Origin of the sequence: Kitasatospora sp. NPDC127035 (assembly GCF_042726075.1) — a bacterium.
Lineage (GTDB): Bacteria > Actinomycetota > Actinomycetes > Streptomycetales > Streptomycetaceae > Kitasatospora.
In genome coordinates, this window is sequence record NZ_JBHXDN010000018.1 from 16,893 (window position 1) to 34,892 (window position 18,000).

The 18,000-nt window shown below is 73.3% G+C and carries 17 protein-coding genes and 1 pseudogene; 10 read left to right on the top strand and 8 right to left on the bottom strand.

Translation table 11 applies throughout. The annotated features are described in order from the left end of the window. Positions 1-54 precede the first annotated feature (54 nt). On the bottom strand, positions 55-2,538 hold the full coding sequence (locus ACFWIC_RS15130) for a M60 family metallopeptidase (protein WP_380518711.1): 2,484 nt from the start codon (positions 2,536-2,538) through the stop codon (positions 55-57). A gap of 383 nt (positions 2,539-2,921) precedes the next feature. On the opposite strand from ACFWIC_RS15130, the gene ACFWIC_RS15135 reads away from it, so the two are divergent. After that, positions 2,922-3,287: a hypothetical protein gene (locus ACFWIC_RS15135; RefSeq protein WP_329951706.1), complete on the top strand. Its 366-nt coding sequence runs from the start codon at positions 2,922-2,924 to the stop codon at positions 3,285-3,287. Positions 3,288-3,697: 410 nt separating this feature from the next. Here ACFWIC_RS15135 and ACFWIC_RS15140 read toward each other — a convergent pair whose 3' ends face one another. Next, a complete protein-coding gene (locus tag ACFWIC_RS15140) occupies positions 3,698-4,657 on the bottom strand; it encodes a LysR family transcriptional regulator (protein WP_380518715.1) in 960 nt (319 codons plus the stop codon). A 172-nt stretch (positions 4,658-4,829) separates the two neighbouring features. Between ACFWIC_RS15140 and ACFWIC_RS15145 the strand changes: the two genes are divergently transcribed. Next, the gene (locus ACFWIC_RS15145; RefSeq protein ID WP_380518717.1) at positions 4,830-6,113 is read left to right on the top strand and encodes a hypothetical protein; all 1,284 of its coding nucleotides are present in this window, start codon (positions 4,830-4,832) and stop codon (positions 6,111-6,113) included. A gap of 218 nt (positions 6,114-6,331) precedes the next feature. On the opposite strand, the gene ACFWIC_RS15150 is transcribed toward ACFWIC_RS15145, so the two are convergent. Further along, entirely contained in the window at positions 6,332-7,027 is a 696-nt protein-coding gene (locus tag ACFWIC_RS15150) for an alpha/beta fold hydrolase (RefSeq protein WP_380518720.1), read from the bottom strand. A gap of 370 nt (positions 7,028-7,397) precedes the next feature. Here ACFWIC_RS15150 and ACFWIC_RS15155 point away from each other — a divergent pair, with 370 nt between their 5' ends. The 3 genes from ACFWIC_RS15155 to ACFWIC_RS15165 all read left to right on the top strand — a co-directional run bounded on the left by ACFWIC_RS15155 (position 7,398) and on the right by ACFWIC_RS15165 (position 10,058). Next, positions 7,398-8,147, top strand: coding sequence for an ABC transporter ATP-binding protein (locus ACFWIC_RS15155; RefSeq protein WP_329951704.1), 750 nt, complete (start codon positions 7,398-7,400; stop codon positions 8,145-8,147). Continuing rightward, positions 8,144-9,838 carry a hypothetical protein gene (locus ACFWIC_RS15160; protein ID WP_380518723.1) on the top strand — a complete coding sequence of 565 codons (1,695 nt, stop codon included), beginning with the start codon at positions 8,144-8,146 and terminating at the stop codon, positions 9,836-9,838. The genes ACFWIC_RS15155 and ACFWIC_RS15160 overlap by 4 nt, the downstream gene beginning before the upstream one ends. 67 nt (positions 9,839-9,905) lie before the next feature. Beyond that, positions 9,906-10,058 (top strand): hypothetical protein, encoded by a 153-nt coding sequence (locus ACFWIC_RS15165; RefSeq protein WP_380518725.1) that lies wholly within the window; start codon positions 9,906-9,908, stop codon positions 10,056-10,058. Here the strand turns inward: ACFWIC_RS15165 and ACFWIC_RS15170 are convergent. Next, positions 10,037-10,543 carry a winged helix-turn-helix domain-containing protein gene (locus tag ACFWIC_RS15170; RefSeq protein ID WP_329951703.1) on the bottom strand — a complete coding sequence of 169 codons (507 nt, stop codon included), beginning with the start codon at positions 10,541-10,543 and terminating at the stop codon, positions 10,037-10,039. The two genes, ACFWIC_RS15165 and ACFWIC_RS15170, sit on opposite strands and share 22 nt — an antisense overlap. A gap of 58 nt (positions 10,544-10,601) precedes the next feature. Here ACFWIC_RS15170 and ACFWIC_RS15175 point away from each other — a divergent pair, with 58 nt between their 5' ends. Together ACFWIC_RS15175 and ACFWIC_RS15180 are read left to right on the top strand one after the other, a co-directional pair. After that, entirely contained in the window at positions 10,602-11,513 is a 912-nt protein-coding gene (locus tag ACFWIC_RS15175) for a S41 family peptidase (RefSeq protein WP_380363998.1), read from the top strand. 50 nt (positions 11,514-11,563) lie between these two features. Beyond that, positions 11,564-11,908 carry a transposase domain-containing protein gene (locus ACFWIC_RS15180; RefSeq protein ID WP_380518729.1) on the top strand — a complete coding sequence of 115 codons (345 nt, stop codon included), beginning with the start codon at positions 11,564-11,566 and terminating at the stop codon, positions 11,906-11,908. Positions 11,909-12,049: 141 nt separating this feature from the next. Here the strand turns inward: ACFWIC_RS15180 and ACFWIC_RS15185 are convergent, their stop codons facing one another. The 3 genes and pseudogenes from ACFWIC_RS15185 to ACFWIC_RS15195 all read right to left on the bottom strand — a co-directional run bounded on the left by ACFWIC_RS15185 (position 12,050) and on the right by ACFWIC_RS15195 (position 14,348). Continuing rightward, positions 12,050-13,372, bottom strand: a complete 1,323-nt coding sequence (locus ACFWIC_RS15185) for a glycoside hydrolase family 18 protein (protein WP_380518732.1) — start codon at positions 13,370-13,372, stop codon at positions 12,050-12,052. A 133-nt stretch (positions 13,373-13,505) separates the two neighbouring features. After that, positions 13,506-13,685 (bottom strand): annotated as a pseudogene (locus ACFWIC_RS15190) (hypothetical protein); the annotation flags it as partial. A gap of 198 nt (positions 13,686-13,883) precedes the next feature. Continuing rightward, entirely contained in the window at positions 13,884-14,348 is a 465-nt protein-coding gene (locus ACFWIC_RS15195) for a DUF4262 domain-containing protein (RefSeq protein ID WP_380518735.1), read from the bottom strand. Positions 14,349-14,574: 226 nt separating this feature from the next. On the opposite strand from ACFWIC_RS15195, the gene ACFWIC_RS15200 reads away from it, so the two are divergent. Continuing rightward, on the top strand, positions 14,575-15,198 hold the full coding sequence (locus ACFWIC_RS15200; RefSeq protein WP_380518738.1) for a ChbG/HpnK family deacetylase: 624 nt from the start codon (positions 14,575-14,577) through the stop codon (positions 15,196-15,198). Between the two features lie 234 nt (positions 15,199-15,432). Here ACFWIC_RS15200 and ACFWIC_RS15205 read toward each other — a convergent pair whose 3' ends face one another. Next, positions 15,433-16,536, bottom strand: a complete 1,104-nt coding sequence (locus ACFWIC_RS15205) for an NADH:flavin oxidoreductase/NADH oxidase (protein WP_380518741.1) — start codon at positions 16,534-16,536, stop codon at positions 15,433-15,435. A 394-nt stretch (positions 16,537-16,930) separates the two neighbouring features. Here ACFWIC_RS15205 and ACFWIC_RS15210 point away from each other — a divergent pair, with 394 nt between their 5' ends. Together ACFWIC_RS15210 and ACFWIC_RS15215 are read left to right on the top strand one after the other, a co-directional pair. Beyond that, positions 16,931-17,437, top strand: coding sequence for a DinB family protein (locus tag ACFWIC_RS15210; protein WP_380518744.1), 507 nt, complete (start codon positions 16,931-16,933; stop codon positions 17,435-17,437). An 84-nt stretch (positions 17,438-17,521) separates the two neighbouring features. Continuing rightward, a complete protein-coding gene (locus ACFWIC_RS15215) occupies positions 17,522-17,899 on the top strand; it encodes a nuclear transport factor 2 family protein (RefSeq protein ID WP_380361350.1) in 378 nt (125 codons plus the stop codon). Positions 17,900-18,000: the final 101 nt, after the last annotated feature.

Below are 18,000 nucleotides of genomic sequence, written 5' to 3' on the forward strand. Positions count from 1 at the left end.
TCGACGCCCGGCCCCCGGAACCCACCCGGGGGCCGGGCGTACGGTGGACAGGGGTCAGGGTTCCCGCCGGGTGCTCAGGGTGCTCGGGGCCGGAGGGAGGCGGAGGGCTGCGATGTCCTGCTGGGCGGCGGCGGAGAGGGGGACGCCCCAGGCCCGGTAGAAGGCGGTGAGGTCCTGGGCCGCCACCTTGCTGGTGACGAGGGCGAGGTTGGCCCAGCGGTCCGTGCCCCGGGGCGGGGCGGAGCGGACCAGCTTCTGGACGGCGGGCCAGAAGTTCTCGCCGTACTGGAGTGTCAGCTGCTGCAGCATGACGAGCTTCTCGAAGGCGTCGAAGGAGTCCGCGTAGGAGACTCCGCTCGTGCCGACCTTGGGCAGGGCGGAGTCGTAGACCTTCTCGGCGACCAGGCGCGAGGGCCGGCCGAACGCCTTCTCCACGGCGAGCGAGTAGATGTTGACCGAGACCTCGACCACCTCGGACGGTTCGACGGAGCGCTGCTGACGGTGGTGGCCCTGTTCGTGCCAGATGCCCCAGCCGGTGGCGGCGCCGTCGGCGATCCAGGGGGCGGAGTCGTCCTTGAATCCCATGTAGCCGTCGGTGGCGAAGGCCGCGCCGGCCCGGCGTTCCACCTCGGTGTAGTGGAACGGGAAGACACCCGGGGAGTCGGGCCCGGGGGCGGTGGTCGCGTCGGCAGCGGTGGGGGCGGCGAGGGCGGCAGCCGCGTCCTCGATGCCCCGGGCACATTCGAGGTGGCGCAGCACGGTCTCCGGTGAGTTGTAGGAGAAGCGGGCCGCGGTGTCGCGGGTGAGGGTGACGACGGTCCGTCCGGCGACGAACTCGGCGTAACGGGTGGGGCGTTCGGCGAGCTGGGTGCGCCACTCGGCCGCGGTGGTGCGGCCGAGGACGAAGACCGGGGCCGCCTGGACGTCGCCGGTCAGGGTGACGGTCGTCCGGTCGGCGGCGGTGCCGTCGAAGGCCAGGTAGACCATGCCGCCGCGGTGGTCCTGGACCTGGGTGGCCCCGGACGGTCCGGCGGTGTGGCGGCGGCCGGCGGTGAGGCCGGAGCCGACCGGCGGGCCGACGACGACCCGCAGCCGGCCGGTGCCGGCGGTGCCGGTGACGGTGGCGGTGAGCTGCGCCCCGGGCGGCAGGTACAGGCCGGTCGGCCGGAGGTCGGAGGGCAGCTGGGCGAGGTCCTGGCGCTGCCGCTCGTCCTGGGCGGAGGGCAGCCCGGTGAGGGTGACGGTGTAGGGGCGGTCAGGCTGGGGCGGGACGAACGGGTCGAGGCCGTCGGGGCCGGTGGCGCGGGGGCAGGCCGGGGCGGTCAGCGCGGCTTCGGCGCCGGGTGCGGATTCGGCCCCCTCGGCGGAGAGCGCGGTGATGCGGTAGCGGTGAACCCCGCCGGGGCCGAGCCCGCCGTCGCGGTACTGCCGGTCGGTGGTGACGGCGATCCGGCCGCCGTCGCGGTAGACGGCGTATCCGGCGGGTGCGGGGCCGGGCGGGGCGGTCCAGCGGACGGTGGCACCGGTGGGCGATTCGGCGGTCGCGGAGGCGGCGCCGGGGGCGGCCTGGGTCCGGGCGGTTCCCGGCCGATCGGCGGCCGGGAACCGGGTCCAGGTCTGGTTGCCGCCGCCGTTCGCCGGGTAGAGCCCGGCGAAGCCGCTGTTCCGGTAGTGGTCGAGGGCGAGGGTCGGGTCGCCCGCCCAGCGCAGGGTTCCCGTGTCCGCGGCGTACTGCCAGCGGGACTGGTCGGTGCCGTTGCTGACGGGCCGTGCGACGACGGTGCTGGCGTACCAGCCGGGGCCGTTGCGCACGTCGAGCACCGGGTAGGGCGCGGCGGAGCTCTGCACCCGGCCCTCCGGGGTGACGGTCCACCGCTGGGTCGGCGGTGTCGGCTTCCCGGCGACCGACGCGCACGGCTCCACCGAGACCGAGCGGTCGGGAGTGACGATCGGAGCGAGCGTCAGACAGCGTCCACCGGTTCTCAGTTCGCCGGCATCTCCTGCGGCCGGGGTGACGGCGGTGTAGCCGGGGCTGAACGTCCACCGCTGGTTGCTGCCGCTTCCCGGTGTGTACAGCGTGGCCCGGTCCTCGCCGACGTTGAAGTCCAGGACGTACGGGCCGCCCTTCCACGTCAGGCTGCCGGCGGACGCGTCGTACGACCAGGCACCGGTGGCGGCGACGGCAGGGACGGGCGCGGTCGGTGCCCCCCTGGAGGGGGTGCTGCCGGGCTGGAGGCCGAGGGCGAGGTCGCCCGTGACGGCGCTGTGGAGGGTGCCCTGGGGGTCGAGTCGCCACTGCTGCCCGGCGGGGGTGGGCTCGCCGAGTTCCGAGGTGCAGGTACGCAGCCGCGTCTGGAGGGTCTGTTCGACGGTCAGGCACTGCCCGAGAACGCGCAGCTCCGACCACTGGTCGGCCGCGCGTGAGGGTGTCGCGCGCGGTTGGGCCAGTGCGGTCGGGCAGGGTGCGAGGAGGGGCAGTAGGGCCAGGGAGACGGCGGTGGCGGTCAGGCCGGACGGTCTGCGGCGGTGTTCGGTCATCGGGCGGGATCACCTTCGTGGTCGGGAGCCCGGAGCGTCGGCGCGTCCCGGGTGCGCACAGGATGCGCACAGCACCGAGGCCGACCGGCTGCTACCACGAGGGCGATGACCTGCAAGATCACCCCATCGGCTGCCGTACGGGCCGGGCCGGGCCGTGGACGCGACGGCCGGTCGTGCGCACCCCGTGTCCGGGCCTGCGCGGGATGCCCTGGAAGATCCGCCGTGACCGCCGTGACCGCGGTCACTGCGGGGAGCACCGGGCACGGGCAAGGGCCGTCGACGCTCGCGAGGAGTACGGGCCCCACCAGGCCCGACATGGTGTTCGGAGCAGCGGGCGGCCTGCCCGGCTTGCAGCGGGGCGGGCCCGGGCGGACGGTCGCCGCATGACAACTACGCGCGCACGGAGTGCCTGCCTCGCGGCCGCGGCCGCCCTCTCGCTCCTCACCCTGGCCTCGGTGGCCCCCGCCGCCCACGCCACCACGCTGCGGCTGAAGGCGTGCAACGAGGCAGGGAGCCGTCAGCCCGGCGATGCCCTGATCAACACGGGGGTTGTCGCTCAGGTCGTCGGGATCGGGGGCAGCTTCAGCGGGTCGTACCCGGGCTACACGATCACCAAGGTCGAGGCCCGCACCGTGCTCGGCACTCCGATGTGCATCGTCATCACCGACGGCGGTCCTGGCACGGACCGTGTCACCCTGACCACCCGCGAGACGGTCGGCAGCGTGTGGATCTACGGCATCCGGAAGTAGGAGACCACCGGGCGCCCGGATGCTGCGGCCCCTGGTGAGGGGTGTGCCGGGCCGGGAACGGGCGGTGGCCGGCGCCGAGTTCGACCGCGTTGCCGCTCCGGCGGGCGGACTCGCCTGGCGGGGCGGTGGCGCGCCGCCGTTGACCCGGCCCTCTGTTTCCGTACGGGGGTCGGGTCAACGGCGTTCGTCCGGAGCCTGGCGTCCGGTCGGTTGACGTGGATGATGCTGAGCCAGAACACCTCCATGGGGCGGTTCTCGCCGGTCGTGCCGATATTTCCGGCCCCTTCCGGGTAGGTCGTGCCGCCCCGCCGGCCGCGTCCCTGGAGTAGGCGCGATCGCCTCGATGGGGGAGTTCATCCCGGTGGTGCCGGCGGGACGTCTCCCCCGGTCCTGCCGCCCGGGCGGGTCGGTCAGGGCGGTGGCGGGTCGGTGGGGCCGACGAACGTCGCTGCCAGACGGGCCGCCGCCACGGTGGGCCGGTCGCGGTGCCGGGCCGACCAGGCCAGCGCCGAGTGGGTCGGCGGGAGCCCGGGGACGTCGACGAAGCGCACCCCGGCGCGTGGGTACAGCTCGCGGACGGAGGCGGGCAGGAATGCCACCCCCTCGCCTTCCGCGACGGCGTGCAGCAGGGTCTCGATGTCGGAGGCGACCGGCCCGTAGCGGACGGGGGAGCCGTCGGGCCGGGGGTCGACCGCCCAGAACCGGCGCCACGCCCGCGGTGCCTGCGGCGGGGTGGCGACCACCGGCCGGCCGGCGAGCAGATCGAGCGGGACGGCGGGGCGGGCGGCCAGCGGATCCCGGGCGGGCAGGCAGGCGACGCGCGGTTCGGCGGCCAGCAGGTGGACTTCGATGCCGTCCGCCGTCGGCGGGCGCAGGAACGCCACGTCGACCGAGCCCTCGATCAGGGCTGTGCCCTGGTGCGCGAAGTCGAGTGCGGTGATCTTCGTGGTGATGCCGGGGCAGTGCCGCCGCAGGGCCCGGAGGACGGCGGCGGTGTGCGGCTGGGAGGCCTGGGCGCCGGTCATGCCGACGATCAACTCCGCTCCGGCGTGTCTCAGTTGGGCCTGGGCGGCCAGTCTCAGCCGGTCGGCCGCGTCGACGGCGGCCCGGATCTCCGGGAGGAGGGCCCGGCCCGCGGCGCTGAGCGCGACCGCGCGGTTGGTGCGCTCCAGCAGTCTGACGCCGAGCCGCCGTTCGAGATCGCGGATCTGCCGGCTGAGGGCGGACTGGGTGATGAAGAGGCGGGCCGCGGTGCGGCCGAAGTGGAGTTCCGCGCTGAGGGCGAGGAAGAGCCGGAGTTGGTGGATGCTCGGCCCTGCCGGCGTACCGTCCGGTCGGGAGGTCCGCAGGGGACCCTGTGCTGCGTCCATGACAGTCAATCTATCAACGAACTATTTTTCTGCATGATCATGCATGCTGACATGTTCGCCCGACTGTGGAAATGTCTGGACCAATCCGCCGACCGGGCCGGCCACCGCCGGCCGGGTGCGCGGGCACAGGCCCCAACCGGGCAGTTCCTACGGCGAGTTCGCGGAGTCCGTCATGTCTCGTACGCAGTCGCGTCGATCCGGCGCGCGCACCACCTTTGCCCTTCTCCTGGCCGGAGCCTGTCTCACGGCCGTCTCGGCGCCGACGGCGGCCGGGGCCGTCGGCGCCGCCGGACGGCCCGCCGGTGGGCCTCCCGTCCACGCGGAGGCCGTCACCTCCGTCCAGGTGCCGCCCGGCGTCACCGCCGGCGTCGCCGTCTACGACCGTCAGACCGGCACCTTCACCGAACAGCTCAACTCCTCCACCCAGTTCCGTTCCGCCTCGGTGGTCAAACTGCTGATCGCCCTCGACTACCTGTGGAACCGGGGACCCACCTACGACATCCCGTCCGCCGACCGCGCGCGGCTGGACGCCATGCTGCGCAGCAGCGACGACGACGCGGCCAGCTACTACTGGCTGAACAACGGCGGCGGCGCGATCGTCGACCGGATGGTCACCCGGCTCGCGCTGACGGACACCGCCCGCCCGCCCGCGACCAGCGCGGGCGTCTGGGGCTACACCGCCGTCACGGCGGCCGACACCGTGCGGATCTACCGCTACCTGCTGGAGCAGGCCCCGGCGGCGGTGCGGGACTTCGTGCTCGGGAACCTCCACGCCTCGACCCGGTGCGGTACGGACGGCTTCGACCAGCACTTCGGGATCGCCGGATCGTTCGCGCAGTCCTGGGCGGTCAAGCAGGGCTGGTCGGGCTTCTCCTCGGGCGGCTGCACGCCGCAGCCGCCCCACCCCCCGACGGTCGCGTCCGTCGACACGCCGAACGCCGCGGGCGAGGCGGGCGGCACGGGCACGACGGGCGACGGGCGGGAGGTGCGCGAGGCGGGTGAGGCGGGTGAGGCGGGTGAGGCGGGCACCCTCGCGGTGGACCTCACCCGGCCGGTCCTGCACAGTACCGGCACCGTCGGCACGGGCGACCGCACCATCGTGGCCGTCTACACGTCGCACCCCGTGGGCACCACCTACGGCAAGGCCTACACCGACCTCGGCCGGCTCACCCGCTCGCTGAGCGTCCCGGGTGCCGTCCAGCCGGCCGGCACCTGGTTCGGGACCTGGGGCGAGAACGTCCGGGTCCGGCCGCAGGCCAACACCTCCCAGTCGGCGATCACCGTGCTGCCCGCCGGTGTCGAGGTGCTGGTGACGTGCCAGAAGCAGGGCGAGACGGTCTCCGTTCCGCCCTACACCAACGACTGGTGGGCGTACCTGCCGCAGTACGGCGGCTACGTGACGAACATCTACCTCCAGTCGCCCGGCAACCAACTGCCCGGCGTCGGCACCTGCTGAGCCCTACAACGGCTCGGGCGGTGGCGCGGCCCTGCACGACAACATCGCCTCGCACCAGTGGGTCAACTCCTGCTGACCGGCGCCACCGGCCCGGTCAGTCCGGGGACCCCGCCCTGAGCCCCGCCGCAGGCGCCCGCCGTAGCGCGGCCGCGGCCGCCCGCACCCCTGGCGCGGGCGGCCGTCCGGCCGCGATTCCGCGCACGGTCCCGGCGCTGCCGTCACAGCCCCAGCAGCAGGTCCCGCACCGCGGCGGGCCGGGACAGGAACGGATGGTGACCGGCGTCGAGCTCGACGACGCCGCCGGCCCGGCGGGCGAACTCGCGCTGCAGGCGCGGCGGGGTGCCCCGGTCCCGGCCGCAGACGACGTACGTCGAGGGCACCTGCTGCCACGCGGCCGCCCCGACCGGCTGCCCGGTCACCCGCAGGCTCTGCCGGGCGAGGTGGTTCGCCGCCTGCGCCCGGACGTCCGGGCCGCAGTCCTGCAGGAACGTGTCCACGAGCAGCTCGGGACGGACCCCGAAGGTGCCGGCGTCGGGATCGACGTCGAGGTACGGGGCGGGACCGCCGTCCCCGAACTCCGACAGGCTCTGCCCGACCTCGGGCAGGTAGCTGGAGATCAACACCAGGTGGCGGACCGACCCGACACCCGCGGCGGCCTCCGCGGTGACGATGCCCCCGTAGCTGTGGGCGACCACGACGGTGGGTTCGTCACCGTCCAGCAGCACCTGCCGCACCGCCGCCACGTCCTCGGCCAGCCCCGGACCGCCTCCGCCCCCGGGCACGCCCGCCTCGCCGCAGCTCGGCAGCGCCGGCGCGACGCTCCGCACCCCTCGCTCCTGCAGCAGCCCGGCCGTGCGGTGCCACCACCACGACCCGTCCCGCACACATGCCCCATGCACGAACACGACCCTCATCGCTGCCTCCACGTCGGCTCCGACCTGCCCTTCGATCAACGCTGGACGCGGCCACTGTGACGCCGGGAAGCCGAAGATCGTTCACGGAACCGCGGCGCCGGAACCGGCGACCTCACCGGCCGGCGCCCCCCGGGGCCCGGCACGCCGGCCCCCTCGTCCCACCCCGGCGGCCACGGGACACGCCACTGCGGCGAGTGATCACCCGGCCGCCCGCCCCGGTATGCCGCCGGACACCCCCCGCGGCCTGCCGCCCCCTCCCCGGCCGAGCGCGCGAGGCTCCCCCCGATCCAGGCCGACACCACCCTCGCCCGGGTGGCCGTCGCAGGGTCGGTACTGTGACCGGACACCCTGTTGAAAGGCGCCCTCCTCCATGGCCAACAACGCCGCCGAACCACGTGCCGCAGCCCGCAAGGCCCTGCTGCAGCTGACCGGCGTCAGCCGCTCGTACGGCGAGCGGGAGGTGCTGCACCCCGTGAGCCTGTCGCTCGCCGCCGGAGAGTGCGTGGCGCTGCTCGGGCACAACGGATCGGGCAAGTCGACCCTGCTCAGGGTCGCGGCCGGCCGCGACGTACCCAGCAAGGGCACCGTGACCTTCGACGGCATCCCGATGGACGAGAACGACCCCCGGGTCCGGGCCCGCGTGGCGGTGGTCGGCGACACCGTCGCCTGCTACCCCGACCTGACCGTCCGCGAACACCTGCTCCTGGTCGCGGTCGCGCACGGGGTCGCCGACGCGCCCGACTGGGTCTCCCAGGTCCTGGCCGACCGGATGCTCACCGAACGGGCCGACGCGCTCCCCTCGGCCCTCTCCTCCGGACAGATGCAGGCCCTGCTCCTCGCCTGCGCGCTGGTGCGCCCGCGCGATCTGCTGCTGCTGGACGAGCCCGAGCAGCGGCTCGACCCGGACGCCCGCCGACACCTCGCCGACCTCCTCAAGGCCGAACTGGCCGACGGCGTCGCCGTGTTGCTCGTCACCCACCACACCGACCTGGCCCTGGACGTGGCCGACCGGGTGCTGGTGCTGGAGGACGGCAGGATCCTCAAGCAGGGCGCTACCCGCAAGGTCCTGGCCGCGGAGTTCGCCGCCCGCACCGCCGCAGGCTCGGCAGGTGCCCGGTGACCACCGCCCACCCGGAAACCGACCCCGCCGTCGAGCCCTGGACGGACGACGACGACTGGACCGACGAGACCCTCGCCCTGCTGCGCACCCTGCGCACCCCCCACCGGCGCAACCGCGCCAAGTCGGTCGGCTTCGCCGTCTACTGCGTGGTACTCATCCTGATCATCTGGGGCGGCGTACCCAGCCTCGGACTGTTCCTCCAGGCCTCCATGGGCGCCGACTACACCGGCCACGGCAGCGACCTCCTCGCCGCCATGCCCGCCGGCATCACCGCGATCGGCCTGGCCGCCTTCCTGCTGCTGGTCCGGGACGGCCTGTGGCGCGGCCCCGTGGTGCCGCCCCGGGCGGCGGCCGACTGGCTGCTGATCCACCCCGTCCGGCCCCGTCCCGTACTCCGGCCCTGGTTCTGGCTGTCCTGCGCCGTGGCCGCGTTCCCCGCCCTGGTGGCGGCGGTCGGCGGGATGGTCGCGCTCGGGCTGACCGTGCGGGTCGGCCTGCCGGCCGCACTCGGCTGGTGCCTGCTCGGGGGACTCTGCGTGCCGCTCCTGGCTACCTGCACCGCCCTGGTGGTGGAGCGCAGCGACCGCGCCGCCCGCTGGGTACGCCGGCTCACCCCGTACCTGACACTGCTGATCATCGCCCTGGCGGGACAGAGCGCGCTGGCCGTCGCCGGTCACCCGGTGCGCTGGCTGGAACTGGTCGAACTGTGGTCGGGACCCTGGGGCTGGGCGGCGATCGCCGCCCTGGCACCGACCCCCGCCGCCGTCGCGGGCAGCTGGGTGGCCGCCGCGCTCCTGCTGGTCTCGACCGCTGCCGCCCTGCTGCTCGCCGACCGGGCCGCCGCGACCGTGCCACTGGCCCGCCTGCGCGAGCGGGCCAGGACGGCCGCCGGCGTACTGGCCGCACTCCGGACCGTCGAACTGCGCAGCGCGCGGCTGGCGGTGAACAGCGCCAACGGCGCCGCCCGCCAACGCCGGCTCCGGCTGCCGCCGCCCAGCCGCGCCTGGCTGGTGGTGCCGTGGCGGGACACCCTCGCACTGCTCCGGTCCCCTGCCCGGCTGGGCCGCGCGGTGGTCCTGGTCGTACCCGCGCTGTCCTGCGCCGTCCTCGCGCACGGCGCCACGGGCGGGCTGTCCTGGCTGGCCACCGCCGTGGCGCTGGTGTTCGGCTACCTCGCCGTCGCCCAGCTGCTGGAACCGGCCCGCATCGAGACCGACGACGTCCGACGGGCCTCCTGGTCGCCGTACCCGTTCGCCGGCCTGATGCTGCGCCATGCGATCGTGCCGACACTGGCCGGGCTCCTGCTGGGGCTGGCCTGCGCCGCGGCGCTCCTGGCGGCGGGCACCGGCCCGGCGGCCTGGCTCGCACCGGCCGCCGCTCCGGCACTGGTCGCGGCGGGACTGGTGAACGCCTGCCGCGGGGTGCTGCGCAAGGACCTGATGTTCTCCCCGGCCCAGGGCGCGGGCGGCGGGACGGGCCCGCTGCTGTTCGCCGCCTGGTACGCCGCCGGGCCCGCCGTGGGCGTGGCGTTGCTGACGCCGATGTTCTCCTCGGCCCTGCGCGGCGGGACGGTCGAACAGGTCGGCAAGGCGGCCCTGATGGCGGTGGTGGTGGCCGTCCTCCTGCTGCGCTGGGCGCAGGCCAGGGCCGCGAAGATGAGCAAGGCCCGCCCGGGGGAGAGCACTCCCTAGACCCGTACGCCGCAGGTCGTTGACCTCCCGGGTCCGATCAGGGGCTCTGTCTGATCAGGCGGAGGCCGTGCTCCAGGTCGAACCCGCCCGGGACCGACGGCCGACGAGGCTCCCGCTCTGCGGGGTCGAGGACCGGTCGTACCGCACCCCGATCTTCCGCACCCCGATCTTCCGCACCTCGCTCTACCAGCAGGCCGGCTACGCCCCGGCCTGCTGGTAGAGCGCCACCAGGATTCCGTGCACCGGCTCGTCCTCCGAGTCCTCCTCCGTCTCGTCGACCAGCCCGGCCAGTGCCTCGGCGAGCCGGGCTGCCTTGGCCGGGCTGAGCCGGAGGTGGCGCAGTGTCAGGAGGTGGTCGGCGGGTGAGCGGTCCAACTCCTGGGCGACGGCGCCGAACAGCGCGGCCGTGCCCTCGGCCTGCGGTTCGTCGACGAGGAGCCGCCCGGCGGTCCGCCGGTAGTACTTCTCGGTGCCGCCGCGTACCCGTCGCGTTCCCGCGTCCTGGACCAGCCCTGCCTCGGACAGCACCCTCAGGTGGTGGGAGACGCTGCCCTTGTTCACTCCCAGTTGCGCGGCGAGGCGGCTGATCGTCGACGGCCGGCCGCTGAGGGCGAAGAGCAGGCGCTGGCGCAGGGGGTGGGCGAGCGCCGCGTGCTGCAGGGGCGTGCTGATCCGCTGTACGTCTTCGTCCGGTTGGTGGCTCACGAGATCAAGCGTTAAGGACGGTTGACGCTTTGGCAAGTCGGCTGGTCTACTCCCTGTCATGACCTCCACCACAACGCCCACTGCGTTGGACGCCGCCACCGTTGTCGAGTCCGTCGCCGAGCTCGTCGGCGAGAACTACGTCTTCCCCGATGTCGCCCGGGAACTGGCGGCCCTGCTGCGGAGCCGCAGCGCCGAGGGATCGTACCGGATCGAATCCGCGGAGGAGTTGGCCGAAGCGGTCACCGCGGACCTGCGGTCCGTCAACGGTGACCTGCACCTGGCCCTCAAGCACCACGCCGTGCCGGTGCCGCCCGAGCAGGGAGCGGCGGCACTCGCCGCGATGCGGAGGCAGTTCGACGCCTCCCTGGGCGGTGTTCCGCGTGTGGAGCTCCTCGACGGGGGCGTCGCGGTGCTGGAGATCGCACCCCTGCTGTTCCCGCTGGACTGGGCGGCGCAGCCGCTGGCCGCGGCGCTCTCACTGGTGGCACCCGCCCGCGCCCTCATCCTCGACCTGCGCGGCAACGTCGGTGGCGATCCGAACACGGTCGCCTTCGTCTGCGGCTACCTGCTCGACGGCCGGACCAAGCTCAACACCATGGTCTCGCGGCAGGGGGAGGTGGCCGAGCAGTCCTGGACGCCCCCGTTCGTACCGGGTGCCCGCTTCGGCGGCGACAAGCCGCTCTACGTGCTGACGAGCGGACGCACCTTCTCCGCGGGCGAGGAGCTCGCCTACGACCTGCAGCAGCTCGGGCGCGCCGAGGTGGTCGGGGAGGCCACCCGGGGCGGCGCGCACCCGCGCGAGGGCTGGACGGTGCACCCGCACCTGGAGCTCAGCGTGCCCATCGCCCGCGCGGTCAACCCGGTCTCGGGCACCAACTGGGAGGGCACCGGCGTCCGGCCCGACGTGCCGTGCGACGCCGAGGCGGCGCTCGACCGCGCGCTGACCCTGGCCGTGGCGCGCCTGATCTAGGCCTGTGCCTCGGGCCGCGCTCTGGATGCGCGAAGGGCCGGCGGCCGGCGATGTGCCTGTTCCTCGGGCAGGGCCACGAGGAGGTCGCGCGGCTGTTGGGCGAGGGACTCGGTGACGGACGGCGGGTGTGGCGGGTGCCGACAACCGCCGCGAGCGGTCGGGCCCGTCGCCGTCTGGGCCCGGAACCGTTGAAGGTCCTGTTCGCGCGGGTGTGCCGTTCGGTGGCGGTGCCCGGGACGGCGGGTGCCTGGTACCGGCGCCGGCAGTTGGTCGCGGTGGACGGCACCACACTGGGCCTGGCGGCCTGGCGGCCTGGCGGCCTGGCGGACACCGAGGCCGGCGACGCCTTCTCGGCCGCCCGGGCTCCACCCTGGACGAGATCAAGACGGCGGTAGTCGGACGGCCGCCACAGGCCGATGAGAATCAAGGCGTTGTCGGCGGTGCAGCATGTGTCATGGGCAGGGGGCCTGCGTACCCGGCCGCCGCACCCGGCGGCGGTCGGGTCGCCCCGCCCGCCGCCGGGTCATCACCGCAGGTCAGCGCCGCAGACCGCGGTCCAGCGCGGCGATCAGCGAGCCCTGGGCGTCGTCCCCGTCCAGGGACCAGACCATCACGCCGCCGAGACCGTTCCGCCGGGTGTAGCGGGCCTTCTGGGTGGCGGTGGCCGGGTTGTCGTACGTCCAGAACTCGGTGCCGTCGTACTTCCAGGCCGCGCCGTACTCGCGGTCGGTGTGCACGGCGCCCGGCAGGTCCTTGATGGCCTTGTAGGGCAGCTGGCCGCCGCCGAGCGGGGACATGCCGGTGGCGGGCTGGTAGAGGCCGTTCTTCGTCCCGGCGGGCACTCCCGTCCAGCCGTAGCCCCAGGACGGCACCCCGAGCACCGCCTTGCGGGCCGGCAGGCCGCCGGCGAGGTAGTGCCGCACCACCCGGTCCGCGCTGTAGCTGTCGCTGGTGCCGGAGGGGTCGGCCGGGTCGGTGTAGAGGTTCGCCTGGTGGTTGGTCGGGCCCTGCGGCTCCCAGGAGCCGTGCATGGTGTAGGTCATCAGGTTCAGGTAGTCCACCTGGCGGGCGACCTTCCTCAGCTCCAGCCGGTCCGCGACGTCGGTGTTGGCGGCGACGGCGGCCGTCAGCAGGTGGCGCCCCCGCCCGCCGTCGCGCACCGCGTCCAGCTGCCGCCGGAACTCGGCCAGCAGCAGGGTGAAGTTGCGGCCGTCCTCGGGGCGCACCGAGTTGTCCGGCAGACCGTCGCCGCCCGGGTGCTCCCAGTCGAGGTCGATGCCGTCGAAGACGCCCGCGCCGCTGCCCGGGCCGCCCTCCGGAGAGCCCAGCTGCGGCAGGTTGCCCTTGATGTAGAGGTCGACGCAGGAGGCCACGAACTTCTTGCGCGCCGCGTCGGTGGCGGCCACGTCCGAGAAGTACTTGGACCAGCCCCAGCCGCCGATAGAGATGACGGCCTTCAGGTGGGGGTTCTTGGCCTTCAGCTTCCGCAGCTGGTTGAAGCTGCCCTTCAGCGGCTGGTCCCAGGTGTCGGCGACGCCGTCCACCGAGTCGGCCGCGCTGATCGGGCGCTGGTAGTCGACCCAGGCGTCGGCCTGGTCGGCCAGGTTGTCCGCGAAGCAGGTGCCCTCGGGGGAGATGTTGCCGAAGGCGTAGTTGATCACGGTCAGCTTCGCGGCCTGGCCCGAGTCCTGGACCTTCTTGGGGGAGAAGCCGCTGTAGGCGCTCCACGCGGTGAAGTAGGCCACCCGGTGGCCGGGCAGCCGGCGGCTGTCGTCGTCATCGGCGTGAGCGGTCGCGGGGGCGGCGACGAGCGAGGCGAACAGAGCCGTCGCCAGGAACGCGGAGGTGCGTCTGAACATACTGGTGGCCTTGTCTGAGTGGGGTCAGATGGTCTGTACCAATCGTGAGAAGAGATCTAGTCCATGCCGGGGCGCGCACACAAGAGGCCGGGCCACACGAAGTGGCCCGCCCCACTGAGGAACTGGTGGAGCGTCAGGCGGTCGGGCTGCGGAGCACGTACTGCAGAACGCCGCCGTCGCGGTAGTGGTCCGCCTCACCGGGGGTGTCGATGCGGACCACCGTGTCGAACTCGACCGGGCCCGCGGTGACCTTGACGGTCTTCGGGGTGCGGCCCTCGTTCGGCTCGGTCACACCGGTGAAGGAGAAGGTCTCCCTGGCGGAACCGGCCGAGGGCGGCCGTACCCGGCGCATCCGCACCATCGCCAAGTCCCGCCTGCCGGTCGCCCGTCGCCGGTCGCCGACGCCACCCGAAACGGATCGCTGAGGAGCTGCGCGGCGGCGGCCGGGCCCCCACCGCCTCCGCGAGCAGTCGGACGGTTCGCGCCGACAGGCGCCGGCGGCGCGGCCTCGCTATCGGGCAGCCTCCCGGGTCCAGACACCTTCGGGGTGCTCGTCGACGGGAAGTCGTAGGTCGGGCTGCGCGCGGCAGCCGGGGCTGGCCTGCTCGTCCGAGGGCCAGCGGTGTTCCCGGTCGGGCCAGAGCAACTGGACGACGGGGACCGGGGTCTGTCGGTAGAAGCCGACGAACGTACCGAGCAGTGGATAGTGCCAACTGGGATCCACCGGTTGGCATCGGAGCCGGTAGCCCTCGATGACGTCCGAGAGCAGCGTGCCGGGCTCCGTCGATGCCCCGTCGCGAACCCGGACGGCGGCACTGCCGACCCAGTGCATCAGGCCGTCCAGTTCCAGGCCGAACATGGCGACCTCCGGGACCCGGTAGGAATGCCACAGGCCGACGGTGAAGGCCCAGTCGGGGACTTCACCTCCGCCACCCACGCCGACCACGTGGCAGCCGTGCTCGCGTACGTGCGCCATCTCGGAAGCCCAGCGCTTCGCGCGCCGCCGCCGTGCGCGGAAGGTCGCGGAGGCGGCGGGGTCACAGAGCACACAGGGGCACGGGGGAGTCGCGGCGAGGTCGGTCACCCGGGTATCCAAGCAGATCAGGATGCGGCTGATCACGATGTATGGAGCTGCTCCGCCGACGGCCGCAGATCCCGTTCGGGATCCATCTCACGCTGGTGTGCGAGATGCCCGACCTCCCGTGGGAGCCGTTGATCGCCAAAGAACGCGTGACCTCACTGCTGGACCCTGCGGGCGACCTGTTCTCGCCGATATCTGTCGGCCGGGCGACCCTGCTCGGCCAGGCCAGGCCCGGCTCGATGAGGTCGAACCGGAGTTCCGCGCCCAGATCGATGCCGTCGCCGACGCCGGGCTCACGCCGACCCATCTGGATTTCCATTGCCTGGCCGACGGCGGCCGGAGCGACATCCTCGACCTGACCACCGTGCTGGCGGCGGAGTACTCCCTCGCGGTCCGGGTCTGGCTCGAACCCGGGCGCCGGGTGATGCGGGGGCGCGGGCTGCCGGTCGCCGACAACGACTTCCTGGACAGCTTCTCCCTCTTCTCCCTCGGCATCGAAGGAAAAGCGGCTCGATACGCTCAGATGCTGCGTGACCTGCCGGCCGGGCTCAACGAGTGGGCGGCACATCCCGGCCTGGGAGGCAGGGAGGCGCAGGCCGTCGACGGCGGCTGGCTCGTGCGGCGGACGGACTACGAGTTCCTGACATCCCCGCAGGCCCGTGAGGTCCTCCAGCAGGAGGACATGGCCGTGATCGACTATCGCACGATTCAGCGAGTCTGGTCCCAGGGCGTGAGCCTTCGATGACCGAAGCGGCCTGTCGTCTCCGCGGACGACAGGCCGTCCGCTGCCCGCGAGGTCGGCCCGCGACGGCCGGTTGTTCGGCCTGCGCGCTGGTGGTTGGCCGGAGATCGTTCCGTCGTGGTGCTGACTGACGGAGGTGGAGCAAGGCTGACACCCGCGTTCGCGGGGAGGACGGCAAGCGCGCCGCCAGGGCAGGGCTGTGCGACGGCTGATCCCGTGCGGGCGGGTGCCACCCGCTCAGGCGCGGTGGTACTGGGCGGGGGCGGGTACCTCGCCGTCGAGTTCGGCGGCTGCGTGGCGGGCCCAGTAGGGGTTGCGCAGCAGCTCGCGGCCGAGCAGGACGGCGTCGGCACGGCCTTCGGCGACGACGGCCTGGGCCTGGGCGGGGTCGGTGATCAGGCCGACGGCCGCCACGGGGAGGCCGGTCTCGTTGCGCACGGCCTCGGCGAAGGGCACCTGGAAGCCGGGTGCGGCTTCGATCCTGGCGTCGGGGACGATGCCGCCGGTGGAGACGTCCAGCAGGTCGACGCCGTGTGCCTGGAGCTCCTTGGCGAGGCGGACGGTGTCCTCGGAGGTCCAGCCCTCGCGGCCGTCCTCCGGGTTCTCGGTGAGCCAGTCCGTCGCGGAGACGCGGAAGAAGACGGGCAGCTCCTCGGGCCACACCGCGCGCACCGCGTCGACGACCTCCAGCGCGAACCGGATACGGCCCTCGAAGGAGCCGCCGTAGCCGTCGGTGCGGCGGTTGGTGTGGGGGGAGAGGAACTCGTGGATCAGGTAGCCGTGGGCGCCGTGGATCTCGGCGACCTGGAAGCCGGCGTCGAGCGCGCGCCGTGCGGCGTCGGCGAACTGCTGCACGATCCGGCCGATCTGCTCCTCGGTGAGTTCCTCCGGCGTGGTGTGGGTGGGGGAGAAGGGCACGCTGCTGGGGCCGACCGGCGCCCAGCCGTGGGCCTCGTCCGCGGCGAGGGCGCGCCCGCGGTCGACCCAGGTCCGCTCGGTGGATGCCTTGCGACCGGCGTGGGCGAGCTGGATCGCGGGGACGGTGCCCTGCGACTTCAGGAAGGCGGTGATCCGCCGGAAGGCCGCGGCCTGCTCGTCGTTCCAGATCCCGAGGTCGTACGGGCTGATGCGGCCCTCGGGGCTGACCGCGGTGGCTTCCGTGATGATCAGCCCGGTGCCGCCGACGGCGCGCGCCGCGAGGTGGGTGAAGTGCCAGTCCGTCGGAACACCGGCCGCGTCCCCGTCCGGCGTGGCGCTGTACTGGCACATCGCCGGCATCCAGATCCGGTTGGGGATGGTCAGCGCCCGCAGGGTGTACGGGGTGAAGAGGGTGGTGCTCATGTCGGACTCCCGGTGGGTCGGCGGCGCCAGGGGACGGGGGCGCTCTCGCAACTGGTTGCATCTGCAATTTATGTCACCGAAGATAGTTGCACGCGCGGGCATCTTGCAAGAGCCTGCCGCGCGACCTCGCCGCACACCCGGGCGCCGCCGCCGAGACGGGCAGACCGCCGACCGGGATCCGTCGCTGGACGACTCGATGCTCGAGCGGGCTGCGATCTGGAACCCACGGCCGAGGGTGCGCCCCGTTGCTGGTCGGTGGCGGCGTTCCGTTCCTTCCCGGCACGGGCGCGGGTGGATCTCGAACTCGTCGAGACCCGCACCTTCGGTGGGAACAGGTCGGGCCCGTCGAAAAAATATGTCGACATCGGTTGCGTGATCGGGGACGCTTCGCGCGATGACCGGAATCGACGACACACCGCCCGCGTGGGACGAGCGCACCCAGCTCACCACGTTTCTCGACTACGCACGTGACACCGCCCGCGCCAAGTGCGACGGCGTCTCCGCGGAGAACGCCCGCAAGGCGCTCCTGCCGGGCTCACCGCTGATGACCATGAGCGGATTGATCAACCACCTCCGCTGGGTCGAGTACTACTGGTTCCAGGTGGTCTTCCTCGGCGAGGAGGACCGGGGCCCCTGGACCGATGAGGACCCCGACCGCGAGATGCGTGTCGCCGTTGACTTCCCGCTCACGCAGTTGCTCGACGAATACGCCGAACAGAGCGCCCGCTACCGCGAACTGGTCGCCGGGAACAGCCTGGACACCAAGGCCGAGGGAGTCGTCCGCGACGGTCTCCATGTCGACCTCCGCTGGATCCTCCTTCACCTCACCGAGGAGACGGCCCGCCACAACGGCCACCTGGACATCCTGCGCGAGATGCTCGACGGCCGGACCGGCGGCTAGTGCTGCGGCCGGGACGGTTCACCGCGGTCGGGAGACGGCTCGCGGGACGAGCGCGGTCCGCGAGGGGACTGGTATTACTGGTGTATGCAGGAAGAAACCGCGCGGTCCGCGATCGACACGTTCATCTCCGCGTTCAACGCCTCGGACGACAGCTACGTGATTGCGCTGCTCTCCCAGGCCCTGACCTCGGACGTGGTCTTCTGGGGACCGTTGGGCCGCAGTGAGGGGATCGAGGCGGTCGAGCGGTTCGTGCTGGACATCCGGCGCCACCCCGCGGGGACCGGCACGATGGTGCGCTGTTCGGCGGTGGACATGCCGGACGAGTGGGCCCGGTACAAGTGGATCTTCACGACGCCGGACGGAGGCCCCCGCCTGGCGGGAACGGACGTCGTCCATCTGCGGCGGAGCCTCATCGACCAGGTCATCGTCTTCGCGGGGGAGATCGAGCCGTCCGCCTCCTGAGTCGTCCTCCTCCGGCGCCGCCCTTCTCCTGAACCGGACCCGTTCGGGGCTCCGGGGCTGCCCGGCCGAGATCGTCCTCACAGCGCCTCGGTCGTCCGCGC

Bases quoted from the DNA above. Each gene is read 5' to 3' on its own strand.
- ACFWIC_RS15180 (WP_380518729.1), top strand. From the start codon at position 11,564: ATGTGCCTGTTCCTCGGGCAGGGCCACGAGGAGGTCGCGCGGCTGTTG.
- ACFWIC_RS15210 (WP_380518744.1), top strand. From the start codon at position 16,931: ATGACCGGAATCGACGACACACCGCCCGCGTGGGACGAGCGCACCCAG.
- ACFWIC_RS15175 (WP_380363998.1), top strand. From the start codon at position 10,602: ATGACCTCCACCACAACGCCCACTGCGTTGGACGCCGCCACCGTTGTC.
- ACFWIC_RS15195 (WP_380518735.1), bottom strand. From the start codon at position 14,348: ATGGCGCACGTACGCGAGCACGGCTGCCACGTGGTCGGCGTGGGTGGC.
- ACFWIC_RS15130 (WP_380518711.1), bottom strand. From the start codon at position 2,538: ATGACCGAACACCGCCGCAGACCGTCCGGCCTGACCGCCACCGCCGTC.
- ACFWIC_RS15215 (WP_380361350.1), top strand. From the start codon at position 17,522: ATGCAGGAAGAAACCGCGCGGTCCGCGATCGACACGTTCATCTCCGCG.
- ACFWIC_RS15140 (WP_380518715.1), bottom strand. From the start codon at position 4,657: ATGGACGCAGCACAGGGTCCCCTGCGGACCTCCCGACCGGACGGTACG.
- ACFWIC_RS15155 (WP_329951704.1), top strand. From the start codon at position 7,398: ATGGCCAACAACGCCGCCGAACCACGTGCCGCAGCCCGCAAGGCCCTG.
- ACFWIC_RS15145 (WP_380518717.1), top strand. From the start codon at position 4,830: ATGTCTCGTACGCAGTCGCGTCGATCCGGCGCGCGCACCACCTTTGCC.
- ACFWIC_RS15135 (WP_329951706.1), top strand. From the start codon at position 2,922: ATGACAACTACGCGCGCACGGAGTGCCTGCCTCGCGGCCGCGGCCGCC.
- ACFWIC_RS15205 (WP_380518741.1), bottom strand. From the start codon at position 16,536: ATGAGCACCACCCTCTTCACCCCGTACACCCTGCGGGCGCTGACCATC.
- ACFWIC_RS15185 (WP_380518732.1), bottom strand. From the start codon at position 13,372: ATGTTCAGACGCACCTCCGCGTTCCTGGCGACGGCTCTGTTCGCCTCG.
- ACFWIC_RS15150 (WP_380518720.1), bottom strand. From the start codon at position 7,027: ATGAGGGTCGTGTTCGTGCATGGGGCATGTGTGCGGGACGGGTCGTGG.